This window comes from Pseudomonas vlassakiae (assembly GCF_014269035.2).
Lineage (GTDB): Bacteria > Pseudomonadota > Gammaproteobacteria > Pseudomonadales > Pseudomonadaceae > Aquipseudomonas > Aquipseudomonas vlassakiae.
Genome location: NZ_JABWRP020000002.1, coordinates 351,920 through 369,992, shown reverse-complemented (window position 1 = coordinate 369,992; position 18,073 = coordinate 351,920). Strand labels below are relative to the sequence as shown.

18 protein-coding genes and 1 pseudogene are annotated in these 18,073 nt (G+C 63.7%); 11 read left to right on the top strand and 8 right to left on the bottom strand.

Annotation, left to right across the window (positions count from 1 at the left end):
• Positions 1-28: 28 nt before the first annotated feature.
• From HU738_RS03895 to HU738_RS03885, 3 genes are all read left to right on the top strand, one after another.
• Positions 29-418 carry a carboxymuconolactone decarboxylase family protein gene (locus HU738_RS03895; RefSeq protein ID WP_186601048.1) on the top strand — a complete coding sequence of 130 codons (390 nt, stop codon included), beginning with the start codon at positions 29-31 and terminating at the stop codon, positions 416-418.
• Between the two features lie 90 nt (positions 419-508).
• A complete protein-coding gene (locus tag HU738_RS03890) occupies positions 509-1,255 on the top strand; it encodes a GntR family transcriptional regulator (RefSeq protein ID WP_054885128.1) in 747 nt (248 codons plus the stop codon).
• A gap of 21 nt (positions 1,256-1,276) precedes the next feature.
• Positions 1,277-1,840: an NUDIX hydrolase gene (locus HU738_RS03885; RefSeq protein ID WP_186601047.1), complete on the top strand. Its 564-nt coding sequence runs from the start codon at positions 1,277-1,279 to the stop codon at positions 1,838-1,840.
• A 31-nt stretch (positions 1,841-1,871) separates the two neighbouring features.
• Here the strand turns inward: HU738_RS03885 and HU738_RS03880 are convergent, their stop codons facing one another.
• Complete coding sequence (locus HU738_RS03880) at positions 1,872-4,034, bottom strand: hybrid sensor histidine kinase/response regulator (protein WP_186601046.1); 2,163 nt, start codon at positions 4,032-4,034, stop codon at positions 1,872-1,874.
• A gap of 102 nt (positions 4,035-4,136) precedes the next feature.
• A complete protein-coding gene (locus HU738_RS03875; protein WP_186601045.1) occupies positions 4,137-4,751 on the bottom strand; it encodes a LysE family translocator in 615 nt (204 codons plus the stop codon).
• A 111-nt stretch (positions 4,752-4,862) separates the two neighbouring features.
• Between HU738_RS03875 and HU738_RS03870 the strand changes: the two genes are divergently transcribed.
• A complete protein-coding gene (locus HU738_RS03870) occupies positions 4,863-5,315 on the top strand; it encodes an Lrp/AsnC family transcriptional regulator (RefSeq protein ID WP_015270735.1) in 453 nt (150 codons plus the stop codon).
• A 293-nt stretch (positions 5,316-5,608) separates the two neighbouring features.
• Positions 5,609-7,021, top strand: coding sequence for a purine-cytosine permease family protein (locus HU738_RS03865; protein WP_186601044.1), 1,413 nt, complete (start codon positions 5,609-5,611; stop codon positions 7,019-7,021).
• A gap of 236 nt (positions 7,022-7,257) precedes the next feature.
• Here HU738_RS03865 and HU738_RS03860 read toward each other — a convergent pair whose 3' ends face one another.
• The 4 genes from HU738_RS03860 to glnT form a co-directional block, all read right to left on the bottom strand.
• A complete protein-coding gene (locus HU738_RS03860; RefSeq protein ID WP_186601043.1) occupies positions 7,258-8,583 on the bottom strand; it encodes an FMN-binding glutamate synthase family protein in 1,326 nt (441 codons plus the stop codon).
• A 15-nt stretch (positions 8,584-8,598) separates the two neighbouring features.
• Complete coding sequence (locus HU738_RS03855) at positions 8,599-9,273, bottom strand: GltB/FmdC/FwdC-like GXGXG domain-containing protein (RefSeq protein ID WP_186601042.1); 675 nt, start codon at positions 9,271-9,273, stop codon at positions 8,599-8,601.
• 23 nt (positions 9,274-9,296) lie between these two features.
• Positions 9,297-10,202 carry a class II glutamine amidotransferase gene (locus HU738_RS03850; protein WP_186601041.1) on the bottom strand — a complete coding sequence of 302 codons (906 nt, stop codon included), beginning with the start codon at positions 10,200-10,202 and terminating at the stop codon, positions 9,297-9,299.
• Positions 10,203-10,268: 66 nt separating this feature from the next.
• On the bottom strand, positions 10,269-11,603 hold the full coding sequence (glnT, locus tag HU738_RS03845) for a type III glutamate--ammonia ligase (protein WP_176509008.1): 1,335 nt from the start codon (positions 11,601-11,603) through the stop codon (positions 10,269-10,271).
• 279 nt (positions 11,604-11,882) lie between these two features.
• Here glnT and HU738_RS03840 point away from each other — a divergent pair, with 279 nt between their 5' ends.
• On the top strand, positions 11,883-12,476 hold the full coding sequence (locus HU738_RS03840) for a helix-turn-helix domain-containing protein (RefSeq protein WP_186601040.1): 594 nt from the start codon (positions 11,883-11,885) through the stop codon (positions 12,474-12,476).
• Between the two features lie 21 nt (positions 12,477-12,497).
• On the opposite strand, the gene HU738_RS03835 is transcribed toward HU738_RS03840, so the two are convergent.
• Positions 12,498-13,202, bottom strand: coding sequence for an NUDIX hydrolase (locus HU738_RS03835; protein ID WP_186601039.1), 705 nt, complete (start codon positions 13,200-13,202; stop codon positions 12,498-12,500).
• Positions 13,203-13,339: 137 nt separating this feature from the next.
• Between HU738_RS03835 and HU738_RS03830 the strand changes: the two genes are divergently transcribed.
• The 3 genes from HU738_RS03830 to HU738_RS03820 all read left to right on the top strand — a co-directional run bounded on the left by HU738_RS03830 (position 13,340) and on the right by HU738_RS03820 (position 16,245).
• Positions 13,340-13,990 carry a nicotinamidase gene (locus HU738_RS03830; protein WP_176509011.1) on the top strand — a complete coding sequence of 217 codons (651 nt, stop codon included), beginning with the start codon at positions 13,340-13,342 and terminating at the stop codon, positions 13,988-13,990.
• Positions 13,987-15,189, top strand: coding sequence for a nicotinate phosphoribosyltransferase (pncB, locus tag HU738_RS03825; protein ID WP_186601038.1), 1,203 nt, complete (start codon positions 13,987-13,989; stop codon positions 15,187-15,189). Before HU738_RS03830 ends, pncB begins: the two co-directional genes overlap by 4 nt.
• Before the next feature lie 72 nt (positions 15,190-15,261).
• A complete protein-coding gene (locus HU738_RS03820) occupies positions 15,262-16,245 on the top strand; it encodes a LysR family transcriptional regulator (protein WP_186601037.1) in 984 nt (327 codons plus the stop codon).
• Positions 16,246-16,268: 23 nt separating this feature from the next.
• Here the strand turns inward: HU738_RS03820 and HU738_RS03815 are convergent, their stop codons facing one another.
• Positions 16,269-16,730, bottom strand: a complete 462-nt coding sequence (locus HU738_RS03815) for a RidA family protein (protein ID WP_176509014.1) — start codon at positions 16,728-16,730, stop codon at positions 16,269-16,271.
• 205 nt (positions 16,731-16,935) lie between these two features.
• On the opposite strand from HU738_RS03815, the gene HU738_RS03810 reads away from it, so the two are divergent.
• Positions 16,936-17,622: a hydrolase gene (locus HU738_RS03810; protein ID WP_186601036.1), complete on the top strand. Its 687-nt coding sequence runs from the start codon at positions 16,936-16,938 to the stop codon at positions 17,620-17,622.
• A 74-nt stretch (positions 17,623-17,696) separates the two neighbouring features.
• A pseudogene (locus tag HU738_RS03805) lies at positions 17,697-18,071 on the top strand (helix-turn-helix domain-containing protein); the annotation flags it as partial.
• Positions 18,072-18,073: the final 2 nt, after the last annotated feature.

The following is an 18,073-nucleotide window of genomic DNA, read 5'->3' as shown; positions in this document are numbered from 1 at the left end:
GCCCCTGTTTTAATCCGGAGTACTGCGCATGAGTAACGAAAAGTACGAGAAAGGCCTGCAGATCCGCACCCAGGTGCTGGGCGAAGAGTACGTCAACCGCTCGATCCAGAATGCCGATGAGTTCACCCAGCCGTTGCAGGAGCTGGTCACCGAGTATTGCTGGGGCCACGTCTGGGGCCGCGAAGGCCTCTCGCTGAAAGAGCGCAGCATGATAAACTTGGCCATGATTTCCGCGCTCAACCGGCCCCACGAGCTCAAGCTGCATATTCGCGGCGCATTGCGTAATGGCCTGAGCCGTGAACAGATTCGCGAGATCCTGCTCCAGGTCGGCATTTATTGCGGCGTGCCCGCGGCGGTGGACAGCTTCCGCCTGGCCCGCGAAGCGTTCGCAGAAGCCGATGCGGAGTCAACCCGTTAACCGCGGGCTGTTCGAACCCACGCAAGGAGCACCGATGGTTCGGGGTGCTATTGCGGTTGCGGACGTGCAGCCTCATTCAGAGCGCACTTGATGAAACGCCAGCCCCTCGACGACAGCTTCAAGGTCAATCGCAACCCCGTTACCCTGCGCGAAATCGTGCTCGACAAGCTGCGCGGCGCGATCATGAACTTCCACCTGCTGCCGGGCGACCGCCTGGTCGAGCGCGACCTCTGCGACCGCCTCGGCGTCAGCCGCACCTCGGTGCGCGAAGCGCTGCGCCACCTGGAGTCCGAAGGCCTGGTGGAATTCGCCGATGCCAAGGGCCCGCGCGTGGCCATCATTACCCTGGAAGACGCCCGCGACATCTACGAGCTGCGCTGCGTGCTCGAAGGCCTGATCGTGCAGCTGTTTACCCTCAACGCCAAGGCCAAGGACATCCGTGCCCTGGAGCGCGCGCTCGAAGTCAACCGCGAAGCCCTGGAAGAAGGCGAGCTGCAGCAGGTGCTGGACTCGGTACAAGGCTTCTACGACGTGCTTCTGGAAGGCTCCGGCAACCAGGTTGCAGCGCAGCAGCTGCGCCAGCTGCAGGCACGCATCAGCTACCTGCGGGCTACCTCGGTGTCGCAGGAGAACCGCCGCGGTGCCAGTAACCGTGAAATGGAGAAGATCGTCGAGGCGATCAAGAGCGGCGACCCGCTGGTGGCCCACCAAGCCTCGGTCGATCACGTGCGCGCCGCCGCCAAAGTGGCCCTGGAATACCTGCGCCAGAAGCAGGACGACAACCCCAAGGTGCGCGACATGGTCGAGCCCCTGGCCCTGAAGGATCCACGTATATAAGCCCCGTACAGGCCGCTGACCATGCCCAACGCCCCGCGCTACTGCCCACACTGCACCACGGAGCTGGCCCGGGGCGTTCCCACCGGCGACAGCCACGAACGCCTGCACTGCAACCGCTGCGGCTATATCCATTACATCAACCCGAAGATCATCGCCGGCTGCATTATCGAGCGTGACGGCAAGTACCTGCTGTGCCAGCGCGCCATCCCGCCGCGCCCGGGCACCTGGACCTTGCCGGCCGGGTTCATGGAAGCCGGCGAGACCACCGAGCAGGCAGCCTTGCGCGAGGTCTGGGAAGAAAGCGGCGTGCGCGCCGATATCGTCTCGCCCTACTCGATCTTCAGCGTGCCTACAATCTCCGAGGTGTACATCATCTTCCGCGCCATCGCCACCGAGGAGACCGGGCAGTATGGGCCGGAGACGCTGGCGTACCAGTTCTTCGCCCCTGACGAGATTCCCTGGGACGACATCTATTACCCGGCGATCCGACAGATTCTCGAGCGCTACATCCTCGAGCGCCAGGCCGGGGTGTACGGCATCTACATGGGCAATGACGACACCGGCAAGGTGCATTTCATGCGCTGAGGCGTGCCGGCCTCAGCGCCGGCACCGCCCGTTAACGCGGGTTGGCCAGCAAACGCGCGACACTCTGCGCCAGTTCCGCCTGCCGGTAAGGCTTGCGCAGCACTTCGAAACCCTTGAGTTCACGCGGCGTGAGGTTGGCATAACCGGTGATGATCAGCACCGGTAGATCCACCCGCCGCTCGCGCATCTGTTGGGCAAAACGCACACCGGTCATGTCGGCCATGACATGGTCGGTGACCAGCACGTCCGGTAGCCAGCCCCGCTCCAGCAGATGCAGTGCCGCCGCCGCATTGCCAGCCTCGGTCACGTCATAACCCAGGTCGCGCAACTGCGCGGCGGTGGCATGGCGCACGATTTCCTCATCATCCACCAGCAGTACACGGTAGGGCCGGTCAGCCTGCGGCGCCTCGGGCATTTCGCTGTCCTTGCAAGGCGCCGCCACATCGCTGAGCGGCAACCACAACGTGGCCGTCGTGCCCTGCCCCACCTGCGAATCGATGGCGAAGCCCCCACCCGACTGCAACGCCAGGCCCTGAACCATCGGCAGCCCCAGGCCGGTGCCCTTACCCACGCCCTTGGTCGAGTAGAACGGCTCGATGCAGCGGCGCAACTGCTCTTCATCCATGCCGCAGCCGTTGTCACGTACCTGCAACCAGAGCAGGCGCGACGCAGCCAGGCCCGATGGCCGGGGCGGGCCGTCGGCATCCAGGCCGGCCCTGATCTGCAGCGCTCCGCCGTCGGGCATGGCGTCCCGGGCATTGACCACCAGGTTGAGCAAAGCCAGTTCCAATTGGTGGGGGTCAGCCACCACCGAGGGCAGTGCCGGGTCTATCTGCACCTGAACGGCGATGGTCGGCCCTAGCGAACGGGCCATCAGCTCGCGCATGTCCACCACCAGGTCCGCCAGCGACACCGGCCGCGGCTTGAGCGTCTGGCGCCGGGCGAAACTGAGCAGGCGCCCCACCAGGTTGCGCGCCCGCTCGGCCGCCTGCAGGCCGCCTTCGATCAGGCGCGGGGCACGTTCGGATTGCGGGTGCCGGCGCAGCAGTTCGAACGAGGCGATGATCGGCGTGAGCATGTTGTTGAGGTCGTGGGCGATGCCACCGGTCAACTGCCCGATCATTTCCAGCTTGTGAGCCTCGTGCAACTGCAACATGGCCGCCTCGCGCTCGGCCAGCACCGCCGCGACGCGGTCCTCCAGGCTTTCGTTGAGCAGGTGCAGCGCCCGCTCGGCACGCGCGTGGGTGATGGCGGCCCAGGTCTGCTTGGCCGCTTCCTCGACCAACTGACAATCGTCTTCAAAACACTGGCGCGGGGTATGGAAGTGCACGCCCAGCATCGCCTCCAGGCGCCCGGCGCGCAGCACGGGGACATGCAGCGTGGCGCACAAGCCGTCGCGGTGTGCCTGGTAGACCTGCTGCACCGCCTGGCCCGCCGCCAACTGCTCTCGCAGCGTCGCGCCAAAGGTGGCGTAGTCATGCTGACCGACCATGGAGGGCAAGCCGTCGGCCCAGTCGTGGGCCACCCGGAAACCACGGCCGTCGCCCTGATCCTCACCGAAGCACACCCGTGCAGCACCCAGCTCCTGTGCCAGGCGCTTGACCGCATAGGCCTCGATGCGCTCGGCCTCGCCCAGCCCTGGCAAGGTCCGGCCCAATTCCAGCAAGAATGCCTGGCGCTGCTGGAAGCGCACCCGCTCGGTGGTGTCGGCGACCAGGCACAATACGCCGCCGACGCTGCCATCGGCTTCGCGCACAGCCGAATAGGACACGTCGAAATAGACGGTTTCGCCAAGGCCCCGGCGTTCTATATAGAAGGGGCGATCCTTGGCCCAGAAGGTCTGACCGGTTTCACGCACGCCGCGCAACAGCGGCTCGAGGTCGTCCCACAGTTCGCTCCAGTACTCGTGCGCTGGCCGCCCGAGCGCATCAGGGTGCTTGGTGCCGATCGTCGGGGCGTAGGCATCGTTGTACAGGGCCACATAGGCCTCGCCCCAGAACAGTACGAACTGTGCTTGTGCCGGTAGCAGCATGGCCATCACCGCCTGCAGGTGCGGCGACCAGGTATGTGGCGGGCCCAGCGGCGAGCTACTCCAGTCCATTGTCTGCAGCAAGTTGCCAATGCTGCCGCCGTTGAGCAAGAAATTCGTCGGCGGTTTCAGGGTGTCCGTGTTGTGTTGCTGAAGCGATCTCATGTCTGGGAGGTCCCGGGCACATTGCCATCCATCTGTGGATAGGAGACCTGCAACCAGCCGTTCGTTCCGCTGAATTTTACCGGGCGATCAGCGGTGCGGCGTTCAGCGCAGCTGGCCGGCAATCAACCCCAGCGCCACCGCCACCATCGCGATGCCGGACACGCGCCCCACCCACCTGGCTGCGCCGGGTCGGCTGCTCAACACCGCCTTGGCGCCGTAACCCACCAGCGAATAGATGACCAGCGAACTGCACAGGTGCACCAGCCCCAGCAGCAGGATCTGCAATGGCACCGGCCAGCTGGAGTGCGGGTCGGTGAACTGCGGCAACAAGGCCAGGAACAACAGAAACACCTTCGGGTTGAGCCCGCTGACGCAAAAGCCCTTGAATGCCCAGCGCGATCCCGACTCGCCCACGCTGGCCTGCGCGGCTTCTGGCGCAGCCGGGCTCAGCAGCAGGTTGCCGCCCAACCACAACAGGTAGGCGCAGCCAGCCAGGGTCAGCAGGGTCATCGCCAGCGGGTGGCCAGCCAGCAGGCTGCCCACCCCTGCCGCCACCACCAGGGTGGCGAGCAAATGCCCTGACAACATGCCCGCCACCGCAGGCATTACCCAGCGCCCGCGCATCCCGGCGGAGATGGCATAGGCCCAGTCGGCACCGGGGGTAATCACGAACAACAACGACACGGCCCAGAACGCGGTCAGCAAGCTGATTGCCACTTGAGTCTTCCTTTTACACAGTTTGCGGGTGAAGAAAGCCTACGGATTCCGCCAGGGGATTTTCTTTCGTATATTTGCCCTCTAGTCATTTTTTCTGGAAGATTCTTCCAAGTGGACAGAACAGACCGAAAGATCCTTGCTGAACTGCAAAAAGACGGTCGCCTCTCGGTGACTGAGCTGGCCGACCGTGTCGGCCTCAGCCTGTCCCCTTGCCATCGGCGATTGAAGGCGCTGGAGGAGTCTGGCGCCATCCTCGGCTACCACGCGCGCCTGGCGCCCAGCGCGTTGGGGCTGAACTTTGCCGCGCTGGTGTTCGTCACCCTGCGCGAGGTCACCCGCCAGCCGGTGGCGGATTTCGAGGCGGCGCTGGCGGAGATTCCGCAGATCGTCGAGGCCCAGCGGCTGTTCGGCGACCCGGACTACCTGCTGCATGTGGTGGCCAAGGACTTGCCGGCTTTCCAGAAGCTGTATGACGAGCAGTTGACCAGCATTCCCAATGTGAAGCGCCTGAGTTCGACCTTGGTGATGAAAGAGGTCATTCAGGATCGGCTGCTGCCGATGTAGCGCCTCAAGCTGCACCGTTAACGCGCACAACGCACCCGTGCAGTTCACGCGCCCTATCCCCTGCAAGCAGCAACCCCCTCTAGCCCAAGTCCTCCAGCCAACTGGCACTCTGCTTGCTAGCGTCCTGCGCTTAACCTTTTGTCAGCCTTAGGTTTTTTAAGGTTTATGGGCACATATTTACTAATTTCTCGTTATCCCCGCGCCCCGCATCATCGCTCCAACAAGAACGCGTCGCCCTTCGCCGGCACGCATCCGGGCAGCACCCGATGCCCCACCTTGCCTTGGAGTCAGTCATGACCAGTGCAGCCAATTCGGCACCCCTCATTGAAAAACACACGATCGGCTATGTACCGCCGCAAGACCGCCATGGAAAGGTAAGGGATCTGTTCACACTGTGGTTCGGCGGCAACATTGCACCGCTGCCCATCGTCACCGGCGCGCTGGGCGTGCAGCTGTTTCACCTGAACCTGGTCTGGGGCATCGTCGCCATCCTGGTCGGCCACCTGGTCGGCGGCGTGCTGATGGCGCTGCACTCGGCCCAGGGCCCGCAGATGGGTATCCCGCAGATGATCCAGAGCCGCGCTCAGTTCGGCACCCTCGGCGCCTTGCTGGTGGTGGTGATCGCCGGGGTGATGTACATCGGCTTCTTCGCCTCCAACATCGTTTTGGCTGGCAAGTCGCTGCATGGGGTGGTCGAGGCCGTACCGGTGCCGGTGGGTATCGTCATCGGTGCGTTGGGGTCGGGCATCATCGGCATCATCGGCTACCGCTTCATCCACGTGCTCAACCGCATCGGCACCTGGGTGCTGGGCATCGGCATCGTGGTCGGCTTCGGCTACATTTTCAGCCATGTGCAAAGTGACGACTTCCTCACCCGTGGCGGCTTCAACCTGGCCGGCTGGCTGGCGACCGTGTCGCTGGCAGCGCTGTGGCAGATCGCCTTCGCCCCTTACGTGTCGGACTACTCGCGCTACCTGCCGGCAAACGTGAAAGTCAGCTCGACCTTCTGGACCACCTACCTGGGTTCGGCGCTGGGTTCGAGCCTGTCGTTCATCTTCGGCGCCGTGGCGGTGCTGGCGATCCCGGCAGGTGTGGACACCATGGATGCAGTCAAGCTCGCCACCGGCACCCTGGGCCCGGTGATGCTGGTGCTGTTCCTGCTCAGCGTGATCAGCCACAACGCCCTCAACCTGTATGGCGCGGTGCTGTCGATCATCACCCTGGTGCAGACCTTCGCCTACCGCTGGATCCCCACCGCCAAGAGCCGTGCGGTGCTGTCGCTGATCGTGCTGGCCGCCTGCTGCGTGGTCGCGGTGTTCGCCTCGGCCGACTTCATTGGCCACTTCGTCGACATGGTGCTGGTGCTGTTGGTGGTGCTGGTGCCGTGGACGGCGATCAACCTGATCGACTTCTATGCGATCCACAAGGGCGAGTACGACATCCAGTCGATCTTCAAAGTCGATGGCGGCATCTACGGCCGTTACAACCCCCAGGCGCTGATTGCCTATGTGGTGGGTATCGTGGTGCAGATTCCGTTCATGAACACGCCGCTGTACGTCGGGCCGATCTCCGAGCACATCAACGGGGCTGACCTGTCGTGGCTGGTGGGCCTGGCAGTGACCTCGCCGCTGTACGGGTGGCTGGCCAGTCGTGACAGTGCCTACCGTCGTCGGCAGGCCAGTGCCAAGCTCGCCATGGGGCACTGATTGAACCTGTGCTGGCCTCTCGCGGATAAATCCGCTCCTACAGGGACAGGCGAAACACAGGTTATAAGCCCGCTCACCGTGCTCAGCCAGGTCCAGCCCCTGCTCTTCCTCTTCAAACGCCGACGCGGCAAACACACCGGTCAGCAACCAGCTGACGATCCCGGCACAGTCCACGCCCACCAGGGTGAAACCGAGGTTGAACACCGCCTGCGCGCAGGCCGGCGGTGTCGGGGGGATCAGTACGGGGCCTGGCCCGGCACCCAGGCGGTGCCGGCCAGCGGCACCCGGGCCATGGCGGCGGCTTCGACGGTGAGCGCCACCAGGTCTTCGGGGTCGAGGTTGTGCAGGTGCGACTTGCCGCAGGCGCGAGCCATGGTCTGCGCTTCCAGCACCAGCACCCTCAGGTAGTTGGCCAGGCGCCGGCCGGCCTCCTCCGGGTCGAGGCGCTTGGCCAGGTCCGGCTCCTGGGTGGTGATGCCGGCCGGGTCGCGGCCGTTCTGCCAGTCATCATAAAACCCGGCGGCCGAGCCGATCTTCTTCAGCTCAGCGTCCAGCCGCGGGTGGTTGTCGCCCAAGGCGATCAGCGCCGCCGTACCGATGGCCACGGCATCGGCACCCAACGCCATCGCCTTGGCCACGTCGGCACCGTTGCGGATGCCACCGGAGACGATCAGCTGCACCTTGCGGTGCATGCCCATCTCCTGCAGCGCCTGCACCGCCTGTGGAATGGCCGGCAGGATCGGGATGCCGACATGCTCGATGAACACTTCCTGGGTCGCCGCAGTGCCGCCCTGCATGCCGTCGAGCACAATCACGTCGGCGCCGGCCTTCACCGCCAGCTTGACGTCGTAGTACGGGCGGCTGGCGCCGATCTTGACGTAGATCGGTTTTTCCCAGTCGGTGATTTCACGGATCTCGGCAATCTTGATCGCCAGGTCGTCCGGACCGGTCCAGTCCGGGTGGCGGCAGGCGCTGCGCTGGTCGACGCCGATCGGCAAGGTGCGCATGCCGGCCACGCGCTCGGTCACCTTCATGCCCAGCAGCATGCCGCCACCGCCCGGTTTGGCGCCCTGGCCGAGGACGATCTCGATGGCATCGGCCTTGCGCAAGTCATCGGGGTTCATGCCATAGCGTGAAGGCAGGTACTGATAGACCAGGTGCTGCGACTGACCACGCTCTTCCGGGGTCATGCCGCCGTCGCCGGTGGTGGTGCTGGTACCGGCGAGGGTCGCGCCACGGCCCAAGGCCTCCTTGGCGTTGGCCGACAGCGCGCCGAAGCTCATGCCGGCGATGGTCACCGGGATCTTCAGGTGGATCGGCTTCTTGGCGAAGCGGTTGCCCAGCACCACGTCGGTGCCGCATTTTTCGCGATAGCCTTCCAGCGGGTAGCGCGACACGCTGGCGCCGAGCAGCAGCAGGTCGTCGAAGTGCGGCACGCGGCGCTTGGTGCCACCGCCGCGAATGTCGTAGATGCCGGTTTCGGCGGCACGCTGGATTTCCTGGATGGTCAGGCGATCGAAAGTGGCCGACTCACGCAGTACCGGGGGGAATTGCTCGCTCATGGGAATGCTCCTGGATCAGTACGCGCTGGCGTTGTCGACTTTGAAGTTGTACAGCTGGCGGGCCGAGCCGTAGCGTTTGAAATCGGCGGCCTTGTACGCAAGGCCCGCCTTGTTCAGCAGTTCCTGCAGCTCCTTCAGGTGCTCGGCGCGCATCTCTTTCTCGATGCAATCCGAGCCCAGCGATTGCACCGAGCCCTTGACGTAGATGCGCACCTCATAGAGCGAATCGCCCAGGGCATCGCCGGCATCGCCACAGACGACCAAACGCCCGGCCTGGCCCATGAAGCAGCTCATGTGGCCGATGCTGCCGCCGACCACGATGTCCACGCCTTTCATGGAAATGCCGCAACGCGCGCCGGCATCGCCCTCGATCACCAGCAACCCACCATGGGCGGTGGCGCCGGCGGCCTGGGAGGCGCTGCCCTTGACCCGCACCGAGCCGGACATCATGTTCTCGGCCACGCCGACGCCAACGTTGCCGTGCACGGTGACGCTGGCCTGCTGGTTCATGCCTGCGCAGTAGTAGCCGGCATGGCCTTCGATATCCACCGACACGGCCGCGTTGATGCCCACCGCCAGGTTGTGCTTGCCGTCGGGGTGGGTCACCCGCCATTCGCGGTCCTGCACCTGGCCATGCAGGGACTGGTTGAGTACGCGCACCGAGGCGCTGGAAAGGTCGATCGTCTTCATGAATGTCTCCAGTAGTTCGAGGGTCAGGCGCTCTCGCGCTCCCAGACGTAGAGGGTGGCGGGCGCGGGCTCCCAGACCTTGGCCTTGTCGATGCCCGGCAGGCTGGCCAGGGCCTGGTACTCGGAGGCCATGGCCACGTAGTCGTCGGTTTCGGCCAGCACGGCCGGCTTGCAGGCGATCGGGTCGCGGATCACGGCAAAGCCATTGCGGGTGCCGATGGCGAAGGTGAAGAAGCCATCCAGGTCTGCCAGCGCGCCATCCAGGGCCTGGGCCAGGGTGTCGCCCTGTTGCAGGCGCCAGGTCAGGTAGCCGGCCGCCACCTCGCTGTCGTTGTCGGTCTCGAAGCTGATGCCTTCGCGCTTGAGTGCCTGGCGCAGGCGGAAGTGGTTGGACAGCGAGCCGTTGTGCACCAGGCACAGGTCGGCGCCGGTGGAGAACGGGTGGCTGCCCTCCAGGGTCACGGCGCTTTCGGTGGCCATGCGGGTATGGCCGATGATGTGGCTGCCCTGCATGCCGGCCAGGCCGAAGCGGCTGGAGATGTCCGCTGGCAGGCCCATGCCCTTGAGGATCTCGATGCTCTGCCCGGCGCTCATGATGCGCACGTCAGGGGCCAATTCGCCCAGGGCCTGGCGGGCGGCGGTTTCGCTGGTGTGTACCTTGAGCACTGCCGCGCTGGCGTTCTGCAGCCAGTCCAGCGAGCACCCCAGGCGCCCTTCCAGCTGGCCCATCAGGGCCGCCCACGGGTAGTGGATGTCCGTCGCCTGCAGGGTCAGCTTGACCCAGCCATCGGCCACTTCGTCACCGTAGATGGCGAAGCCGGCGCTGTCGGGGCCACGGTCGGTCATGGCTTCGAGCATGGGCTCGAAGAGCTTGCCGAGCTGGGCTTCCAGCTCCGGTCGTTTCAGGTACAGACCTACGATTCCACACATGGTGATACTCCTTCTAGGCAGTGGGTAGCCGCTGCTGTTGCCGCTACCCAGGGACAGGGTTGGCGGTCAGAAGAACTCGGTGTAACGCTGGATTTCCCAGTCGGAGACGTGGCGGCTGTACTCCACCCACTCCATGCGCTTGAGCCGGATGAACTCGTCGACGATCTCGGCGCCGAGCACCTCGCGAAACAGCGGGTCGGCCTCCAGCGCATCGGCGGCCTCCTTGAGCGACTGCGGCAACGTCTTGATGCCACGTGCAGCGATCTCTTCCAGGCTCAGGGTGTAGAGGTTCTCGTTGCACATCTCGCCCGGTTCCAGCTGGCGATCGATGCCGTCTAGGCCGGCGGCGATGATCGCCGCGGTGACCAGGTAGGGGTTGCAACCGGCGTCTGGCAGGCGGAACTCCAGGCGGCCATAGGGGATGCGCACCATCGCCGAACGGTTGTTGGCGCCGTAGGCAACGAAGGCCGGGGCCCAGGTGGCACCGGACAGCGAACGGCCGACGACAAGACGCTTGTACGAGTTGACCGTGGGTGCGGCGAAGGCGCACAGCGCCGGGCCGTGGGCCAGCAGGCCGGCGGCGAAGTGGTAGGCCAGTTTCGACAGGCCCATGCCGCTGCTGTCAGACGGGTCGTGGAACAGGTTGTTGTTGCTGCTGCTGGCCAGCGACAGGTGGAAGTGCATGCCATTGCCGGCGCGCTTGGGGTCTGGCTTGGGCATGAACGAGCAGATCATGCCCAGGTCATTGGCGATCTCGCCGGCGGCCATGCGGAAGAAGGTGAAGCGGTCGGCCGACTCCAGGGCGTCGCTGTAGGTGTAGTTGATCTCGAACTGGCCGTTGGCGTCTTCGTGGTCGATCTGGTAGATGTCGAAGCCGACCGGCTGCAGGGCCTCGGTCAGGCGTTCGAGGAACAGCCGCGAACGCGACAGGCCCTTGTAGTCGTAGCAAGGCTTGTCGAGGTTGTCGGAGGCGTCCACCAGTTGCAGCTTGCCGCCTTCGTCACGGCGGAACAGGCTGAACTCGGGTTCAAGGCCGGTGTTCAGGGTCCAGCCCTTGTCGGCCAGGCGCTGTACCTGCTGCTGTAATACGTGGCGGCTGTCGTAGGGCCAGGGCTGGCCGTTGACGTGGCCCACGCACACCACCCGCCCATAGCCCGGCTGCCATGGCACCGGAATCAGCGTGGACAAGTCGCCACGGGCCATGAAATCCGGGCCATGGGGCTCCATGCCCATGCCGCAGATGGCGAACCCGGCAAAGCCGGCACCCTCTTCAGCCACCATCTTGAGGCCCGATACCGGCACCGACTTGGTCTTCGCCGCACCGTGGATATCGACGAACTGCGCCAACACATACTTGATGCCGTACTGGTCGAGGGTGCGCTGGGTTTCTGCTGGCAACATGGGTTGATCACTCCTGGGTGAGGGGCACTAATTCCGCATGAGAAACTTAATTTCTCTACAGGAATGCAATGTGCTTGCCAGCTCTGTTCAGAGTGAGAACCTTGTGTAGCTTCAGCCGCGATGAGGCCGGACCAGACAGCACAAAACCTTGCAGGTTTTTATGCGCTACTTATGGGAAACTTGTTTTCATCCGAGGAAAGATGCCGCCAAAGCGGCTACCCTTCGCACTTTCTCAGTGCGAAATATTTATTCTTGAACTGAAAACGTGCAGGACAGTCGATGTCAACCGAAACCGAACCCCGCCTTCGCCTCGAGCAGTACCTGGGCCTGCAGATCAAGCGCCAGCGCCAGGCCCAGTCACTCAAGCTCGCCGATGTGGCGCGCATCGCCGGCATCAGCCAGGGCATGCTGAGCAAGATCGAGAACGCCCAGGTGTCCACCAGCCTCGATACCCTGAGCCGCCTGTGCGATGTGCTGGGCATGCCGATGGCCAAGCTGTTCAGCCAATATGACCAGCCCGATGGCAATGCCTTGCTGGTCAAGGCCGGTGAAGGGCTGGAGGTGGTGCGCCGCGGCACCGAGAAGGGCCATACCTACCATTTGCTCAATCACGCCAGGGGGCCGAAGAAGCACTTCGAGGCGTACATGGTGACCATGGACGACGCCAGCGAGGAATTCCCCACCTTCGCCCACCCCGGTACCGAGTTCCTGCATTTGCTGGAAGGGGAACTGGTCTACCGCCACGGCAACCAGCTCTACCGCATGCAAGCCGGCGACAGCCTGACCTTCGATGGCGAAACCCCGCATGGCCCGGAGCAACTGGTGCAGGTGCCGATCCGCCTGCTGTCGATCATGAATTACGGCGAAGAATGAGAACAGCGCATCCTGCGCCGCTCAGGCGCCTTCCGGCAACAGGCTGCGATCGAACATGAACACCCCATCGCCCTGCGGCGTGTACTGATACAACTGCTGCGGCCGGCCCAGCCTGGGCTGGTTCTTCTCCCCGGTATCGCGCACCCAACCCAGCTCACGCAGGCGCTCCAGGCGCTTGCGCAGCGAGGTGTTGTTCACCGCCTGCCCGAGGCATGCCTGCACCGCCCCCAGCGCATCGAGCACGGTGAACTTCTGCGCCAGCAGATACAGCGGCAAACTGCTGTACACCGTCTTGGAAGCCAACCGCTCGCGCGCGCGCTCGACCAGCAGGTTGTGGTCGAACGGCAGCAACACCTTGCGGTCAATCACGCTGTCCAGGTCGAAAAACGCCAACTGGTCACCCTCGACCTGCTGATGCGTGTCGAGCAAGGCCAGGTAGTAGGTACTCAACGACCAGCCCCGCGGGTCGCGGAAAGCATTGCCTTCGGTACCCACCTGTTCCAGGTGGCGCGGCAGCACCTGGGCTTTCTCCCGCAAGGCGCGTTCGGCAGCGCCCTCCAGGCTGGTGTCCGGGATGCGACCATTGACGATCACGCCAGGCAACGCCCACTGGCCGACATGGGGCTCGCGCTCACGTCGGTGCAACAACACTTGCAGATGCTGGGCCTCTGGGGCCAGGCGCAGGGCGACGATATCGACACTGGCCAGGACTTCGACTGTACTCACCGGGGGCTCCTCTTTCATCCGCGCAATAATCCACCAGAGATTCTAAGTATGGCAACCCTAAAGCCCGAATGAATTGTCACTTGACACACTTATTACACCAGGTGAATTATATAGCCATTCCAGCGAGGAGACCCGCCATGAAGATCGCCAGTTTCGATGTCGACGCGCAGAACGGCTTCACCGCCAACGCCCCTCAGGAGCTGCCGGTACCGGAAGGCAACGAGATCGCCCCGGACCTCAACGCCATGGCGTTGCGCGCCGACCTGCGCCTGGGCAGCAAGGACGCCCACCCGGCCAACGCCGCCTGGGTGGTGGCCGAACCCGGCCAGATGCTGCAACCGCTTGCCCTGGCCAATGCCGACCTGACCTGGGTCAGCCACTGCGTTCCCGGCACCCCCGGCTTCGAGCTGCTGCCTGGCCTGCCCGCCCCGATCGATTACGACTACTTTGTCTGGAAAGGCGTCGAACCCGACCTGCACCCTTACGGCGCCTGCTACCACGACCTCGCCGAGCGCCGCTCCACCGGGGTCATCGAATACCTCAAGGTGCAGCAGGTCGGCGCGGTGATCGTCGGCGGCCTGGCCCTGGACTACTGCGTCAAGACCACTGCCCGGCAATTGCGCCAGGCTGGCTTCCAGGTGCTGCTGTACCTGCCGGCCTGTCGCGCCTTGACCCAGGAAGGCGCCATCACTGCCTGCGGTGCACTGGCCGCAGAGGGCGTTATCCTCTGCGGCGATGAAGCCGCGCTCGACTACCAGCTCTCACTGATCAAGGAAGACCGCCCATGAGCGAAAGCGTTTTCGGCCCACGGATCATCCAGAACCTGCTGGACACCGACTTCTACAAGATCACCATGATGCAGGCGGTGCTGCACAATTACCCCAACGCCGAGGTGGAATGGGAGTTTCGCTGCCGCAACAACGAAGACCTCTCCCCATACCTGGCAGAAATCCGTTACCAGATAGAGTTGCTGAGCGAAGTCACCGTCACCCACGACCAACTGGCCTATCTGGAAAAGATCCCGTTCCTCAAGCCGGACTTCATCCGCTTCCTCAGCCTGTTCCGCTTCAACCTGCGCTATGTGCAGGTCGGCCTGGATGCAGCCGGGCAATTGGCGATCCGTGTGCGCGGGCCATGGCTGCACGTGATCCTCTACGAAATCCCCTTGCTGGCGATCATCAGCGAAGTACGCAATCGCTACCGCTATCGCGATGTCACGATCGAACAGGTGGGCGAGCGCCTGTACCAGAAAATGGACTGGCTCAAGGCCGAGGCCAGTGCCGATGAGCTGGCCGGCTTCCAGCTCGCCGACTTCGGGACGCGGCGGCGCTTTTCCTACCGGGTGCAGGAAGAGGTGGTATACCTGCTCAAGCACGACTTCCCCGGCCGCTTCGTCGGCACCAGCAACGTGCACCTGGCTCGCGAGCTCGAACTCAAGCCGCTCGGCACCATGGCCCACGAATGGTTCATGGCCCACCAGCAGCTCGGCCCACGGCTGGTCGACAGCCAGGCCGCCGCACTGGAAGCCTGGGTGCGCGAGTACCGGGGCTTGCTCGGCATCGCCTTGACCGACTGCATCACCATGGACGCCTTCCTGGACGATTTCGACCTGTACTTCGCCAAGCTGTTCGACGGCCTGCGCCACGACTCTGGGGACCCGCTGGTGTGGGCGGAGAAAGCCATCGCCCACTATGAGCGGCTGGGGATCGACCCGAAAGGCAAGACGCTGATCTTTTCCGACGGCCTGGATTTCGCCAAGGCGCTGGGCCTGTACCGGGCGTTGCACACGCGGATCAACGTGAGCTTCGGCATTGGTACCCGGCTGACCTGCGATATCCCCGGGGTAGAACCGATGAACATCGTGATCAAGATGACCGACTGCAATGGCGCACCAGTGGCGAAGATCTCCGACAGCCCGGGCAAGACCCAGTGCCGGGATGCGAACTTCGTGGCCTACATGAAGCATGTGTTCAAGGTGAGTGGATAGCGCCTGGACGAGCGGGTGCGTCATCTTGGTTGCCCCCGCCCCTTCTCGTATCATCTGCACACCGTACCTGGAATGAACGCCGTGAAGCCGTCACCTGGAAGTGCCCTGCCGACCCCTGTCAACGCCACCGGGCCCAAATGGGATGCAGGTGAGGCGGTCAACCAGCTGTCCTGGGACGACCTGCGAATCATCAAGACCTTGAGTGATTGCGGCAATCGCTCCGCCACCGCCAAGAAACTTGGCATCAACGTTTCCACGGTATCGCGCCGGGTCTCCCAGGTCGAAAAAGCCCTCGGGGTGGCGCTGTTCGATCACCGTAAAGCCGGGTACTTGCTGACGGCCGAAGGTGCGGAATTGCATGCCCTGGCCGAGCGCGTCGAACTCGACATCGTGAGCGTGACGCGGCGTGTCTCCCGAGCCGGCCAAGGCCCCCTCGGCAAACTGCGGATCACCACAAGCGACTCATTGCTGCTGTACTTCCTCACCCCGATCATCGCGGACTTCAAAGCGCTCAATGAAGGCATAACCATCGAAGTGCTGGTCGGCAACGAGACGCTGAGCCTTGCCCGCGATGAGTCCGATATCGCCGTCCGTGCGACCCGCAAGCCAGCGGAAAGCCTGGTCGGCCGAAAGCTGGCCAACATCGCCTGGGCCCCCTATGCCAGCATCAAGCAGCCTCTACCTGCCAACCCCTTTGCCGAAGGCCACGGATGGGTTTCCTATTCCGCGGCGCTGTGCGGTTTGAAAGCGACAAGCTATGTCGAATCCAGGGTTGCGCCCGAGTCCATTGCCTATCGCACCGACTCAGTGGCCGCAGCCAGTGCAGCCATTGCGGCGGGCCTGGGTTACGGGTTCCTGCCCTGCATGCTGGGCGACATTACGCCAGGCCTGGTTCGCGTCGGCCCGGTAGTGCCGCAACTGCAGGATGAACTGTGGTTGCTGACCCACCAGGACATACGCAAGTCCTGGCGGGTCAAAGCCTTCATGACCTTCTGCGCGGCTGCCGTTGCCGACCTGAAACCACTGGTCGAAGGGCAGCAGGCGGTCCCGGCCTGACAGGCTGATGGCGGGAACGCAGGTCAGCGGGTTCTGGCACCAATCACCGCCCGGCAGGCGATTTCGATCAGTTGAGGGCGTTGGGCGAGCCTCGACACGCCAATGATGTTGCTCGCCGCCTGCGGGCGTTCCGAACCATAGGCCGCCTTGCGTACCTTGCCGACCACGGCGAAGGCTGCGTCCATGTCCAGCACGTAAAGGGTTTCTTCGACGACATCATCAAGGCTGGCGCCATAGAGGGCGAGCAACGATGAGACGTTGTCATAGGCCACACGCATCTGTTCCCCCATCGATGAGAAATCGCTCGGTCTGCCGTCGGCATCCAGAGGCGCCGGAGCAACCAGATTGCCGTCCTGGTCATGATTGAACTGGCCCGATACGAAAATCTCGTTACCTACCCGCCGGGCTTGCGGATAGCCGTAGCTTGCTTCCCAGGGGACGCCCCAGTAGGCGGTGTCGTCGTTGAAAGGTCGTGATGCAGCCACTGCATTCTCCAGGTGAATGACGGATCGTAGTGATCCGGGTAGCGCAGAGGCTAGCACCGTACCCAGCGCAACCGGTGGCGCATTAATGCGCCTTTAGCGACGCAAAAGTGCGCCACCGTATCGCTGATGGTTTGGTTATCGTTTGCTGGCACTCGGCGACAACCGCTGAGCAAACCGTCACCACAAACCAGCACAGGGAATAGCAATGAGCACGCCAAACACTGAAGTCCTGACCCCGTTCAACAGCCAGCTGATCTTCATCGATCACCAACCGCAGATGGCTTTCGGCGTCCAGAGCATCGATCGACAAACGCTGAAGAACAACACCGTTGGCCTGGCCAAGGCGGCCAGGATCTTCAACGTGCCGACCCTCTTCACCACGGTCGAGACCGAGAGCTTCTCCGGGCATACCTACCCCGAGCTGCTAGCGGTATTCCCTGAGGCGCCGCTGCTGGAACGGACTTCGATGAACTCCTGGGACGATCAGAAGGTTCGTGATGCCCTGAAGAAAAACAGCCGCAACAAGATCATCGTTTCCGGCCTGTGGACCGAGGTCTGCAACACCACATTCGCGCTGTCCGCCATGCACGATGCCGGCTACGAGATCTACATGGTTGCCGATGCCTCCGGCGGCACGACCAAGGAGGCCCACGACTACGCCATGCAGCGCATGATCCAGGCAGGCGTCGTGCCGGTGACCTGGCAACAGGTGCTCCTGGAGTGGCAGCGCGACTGGAACAACCGCGCAACCTACGACGCCGTGATGGAGCTGGTCAAAGAGCACTCCGGCGCGTACGGCATGGGCGTGGACTACGCCTACACCATGGTCCACAAGGCGCCTGAGCGCGTTAAGCATGGCCCCACCTTGGCGCCGGTTGCCGCGCCTCTCTGATCCCGCATCAGCCTCCCTCAGCGGGCACAGCTGCCCGCTGAGCGTTCTTCCCTCGCGAACAGGAATGGACCTTCATGAACAGTGGCGATTGCACTGTGCTGGCGACGCTCGCCTTGAAATCGACCAGGCAGCTCAAACCTTGGCAATTGCGAACCGCCAAGCAGATGATGCTGGCGCATCTGGACGTGGGCATATCGGTGACCGAGCTCGCCGAGGCATGCGCCCTGTCGCGCAGCCACTTCAGCAGAATGTTCAAGGAAAGCACCCGGGTGCCGCCACAGCAATGGATGCGCGAGCAACGGATCAGGAAAAGCAAGCAACTGCTGCTCGACGCGACGATGCTGCTGGCAGACATTGCGCTCGACTGTGGGTTCTACGATCAAGCGCACTTTTGCCGAGCCTTCATGAAGGCTGAAGGCCTGACACCTTTGGCCTGGCAAAGGCTGGCCCA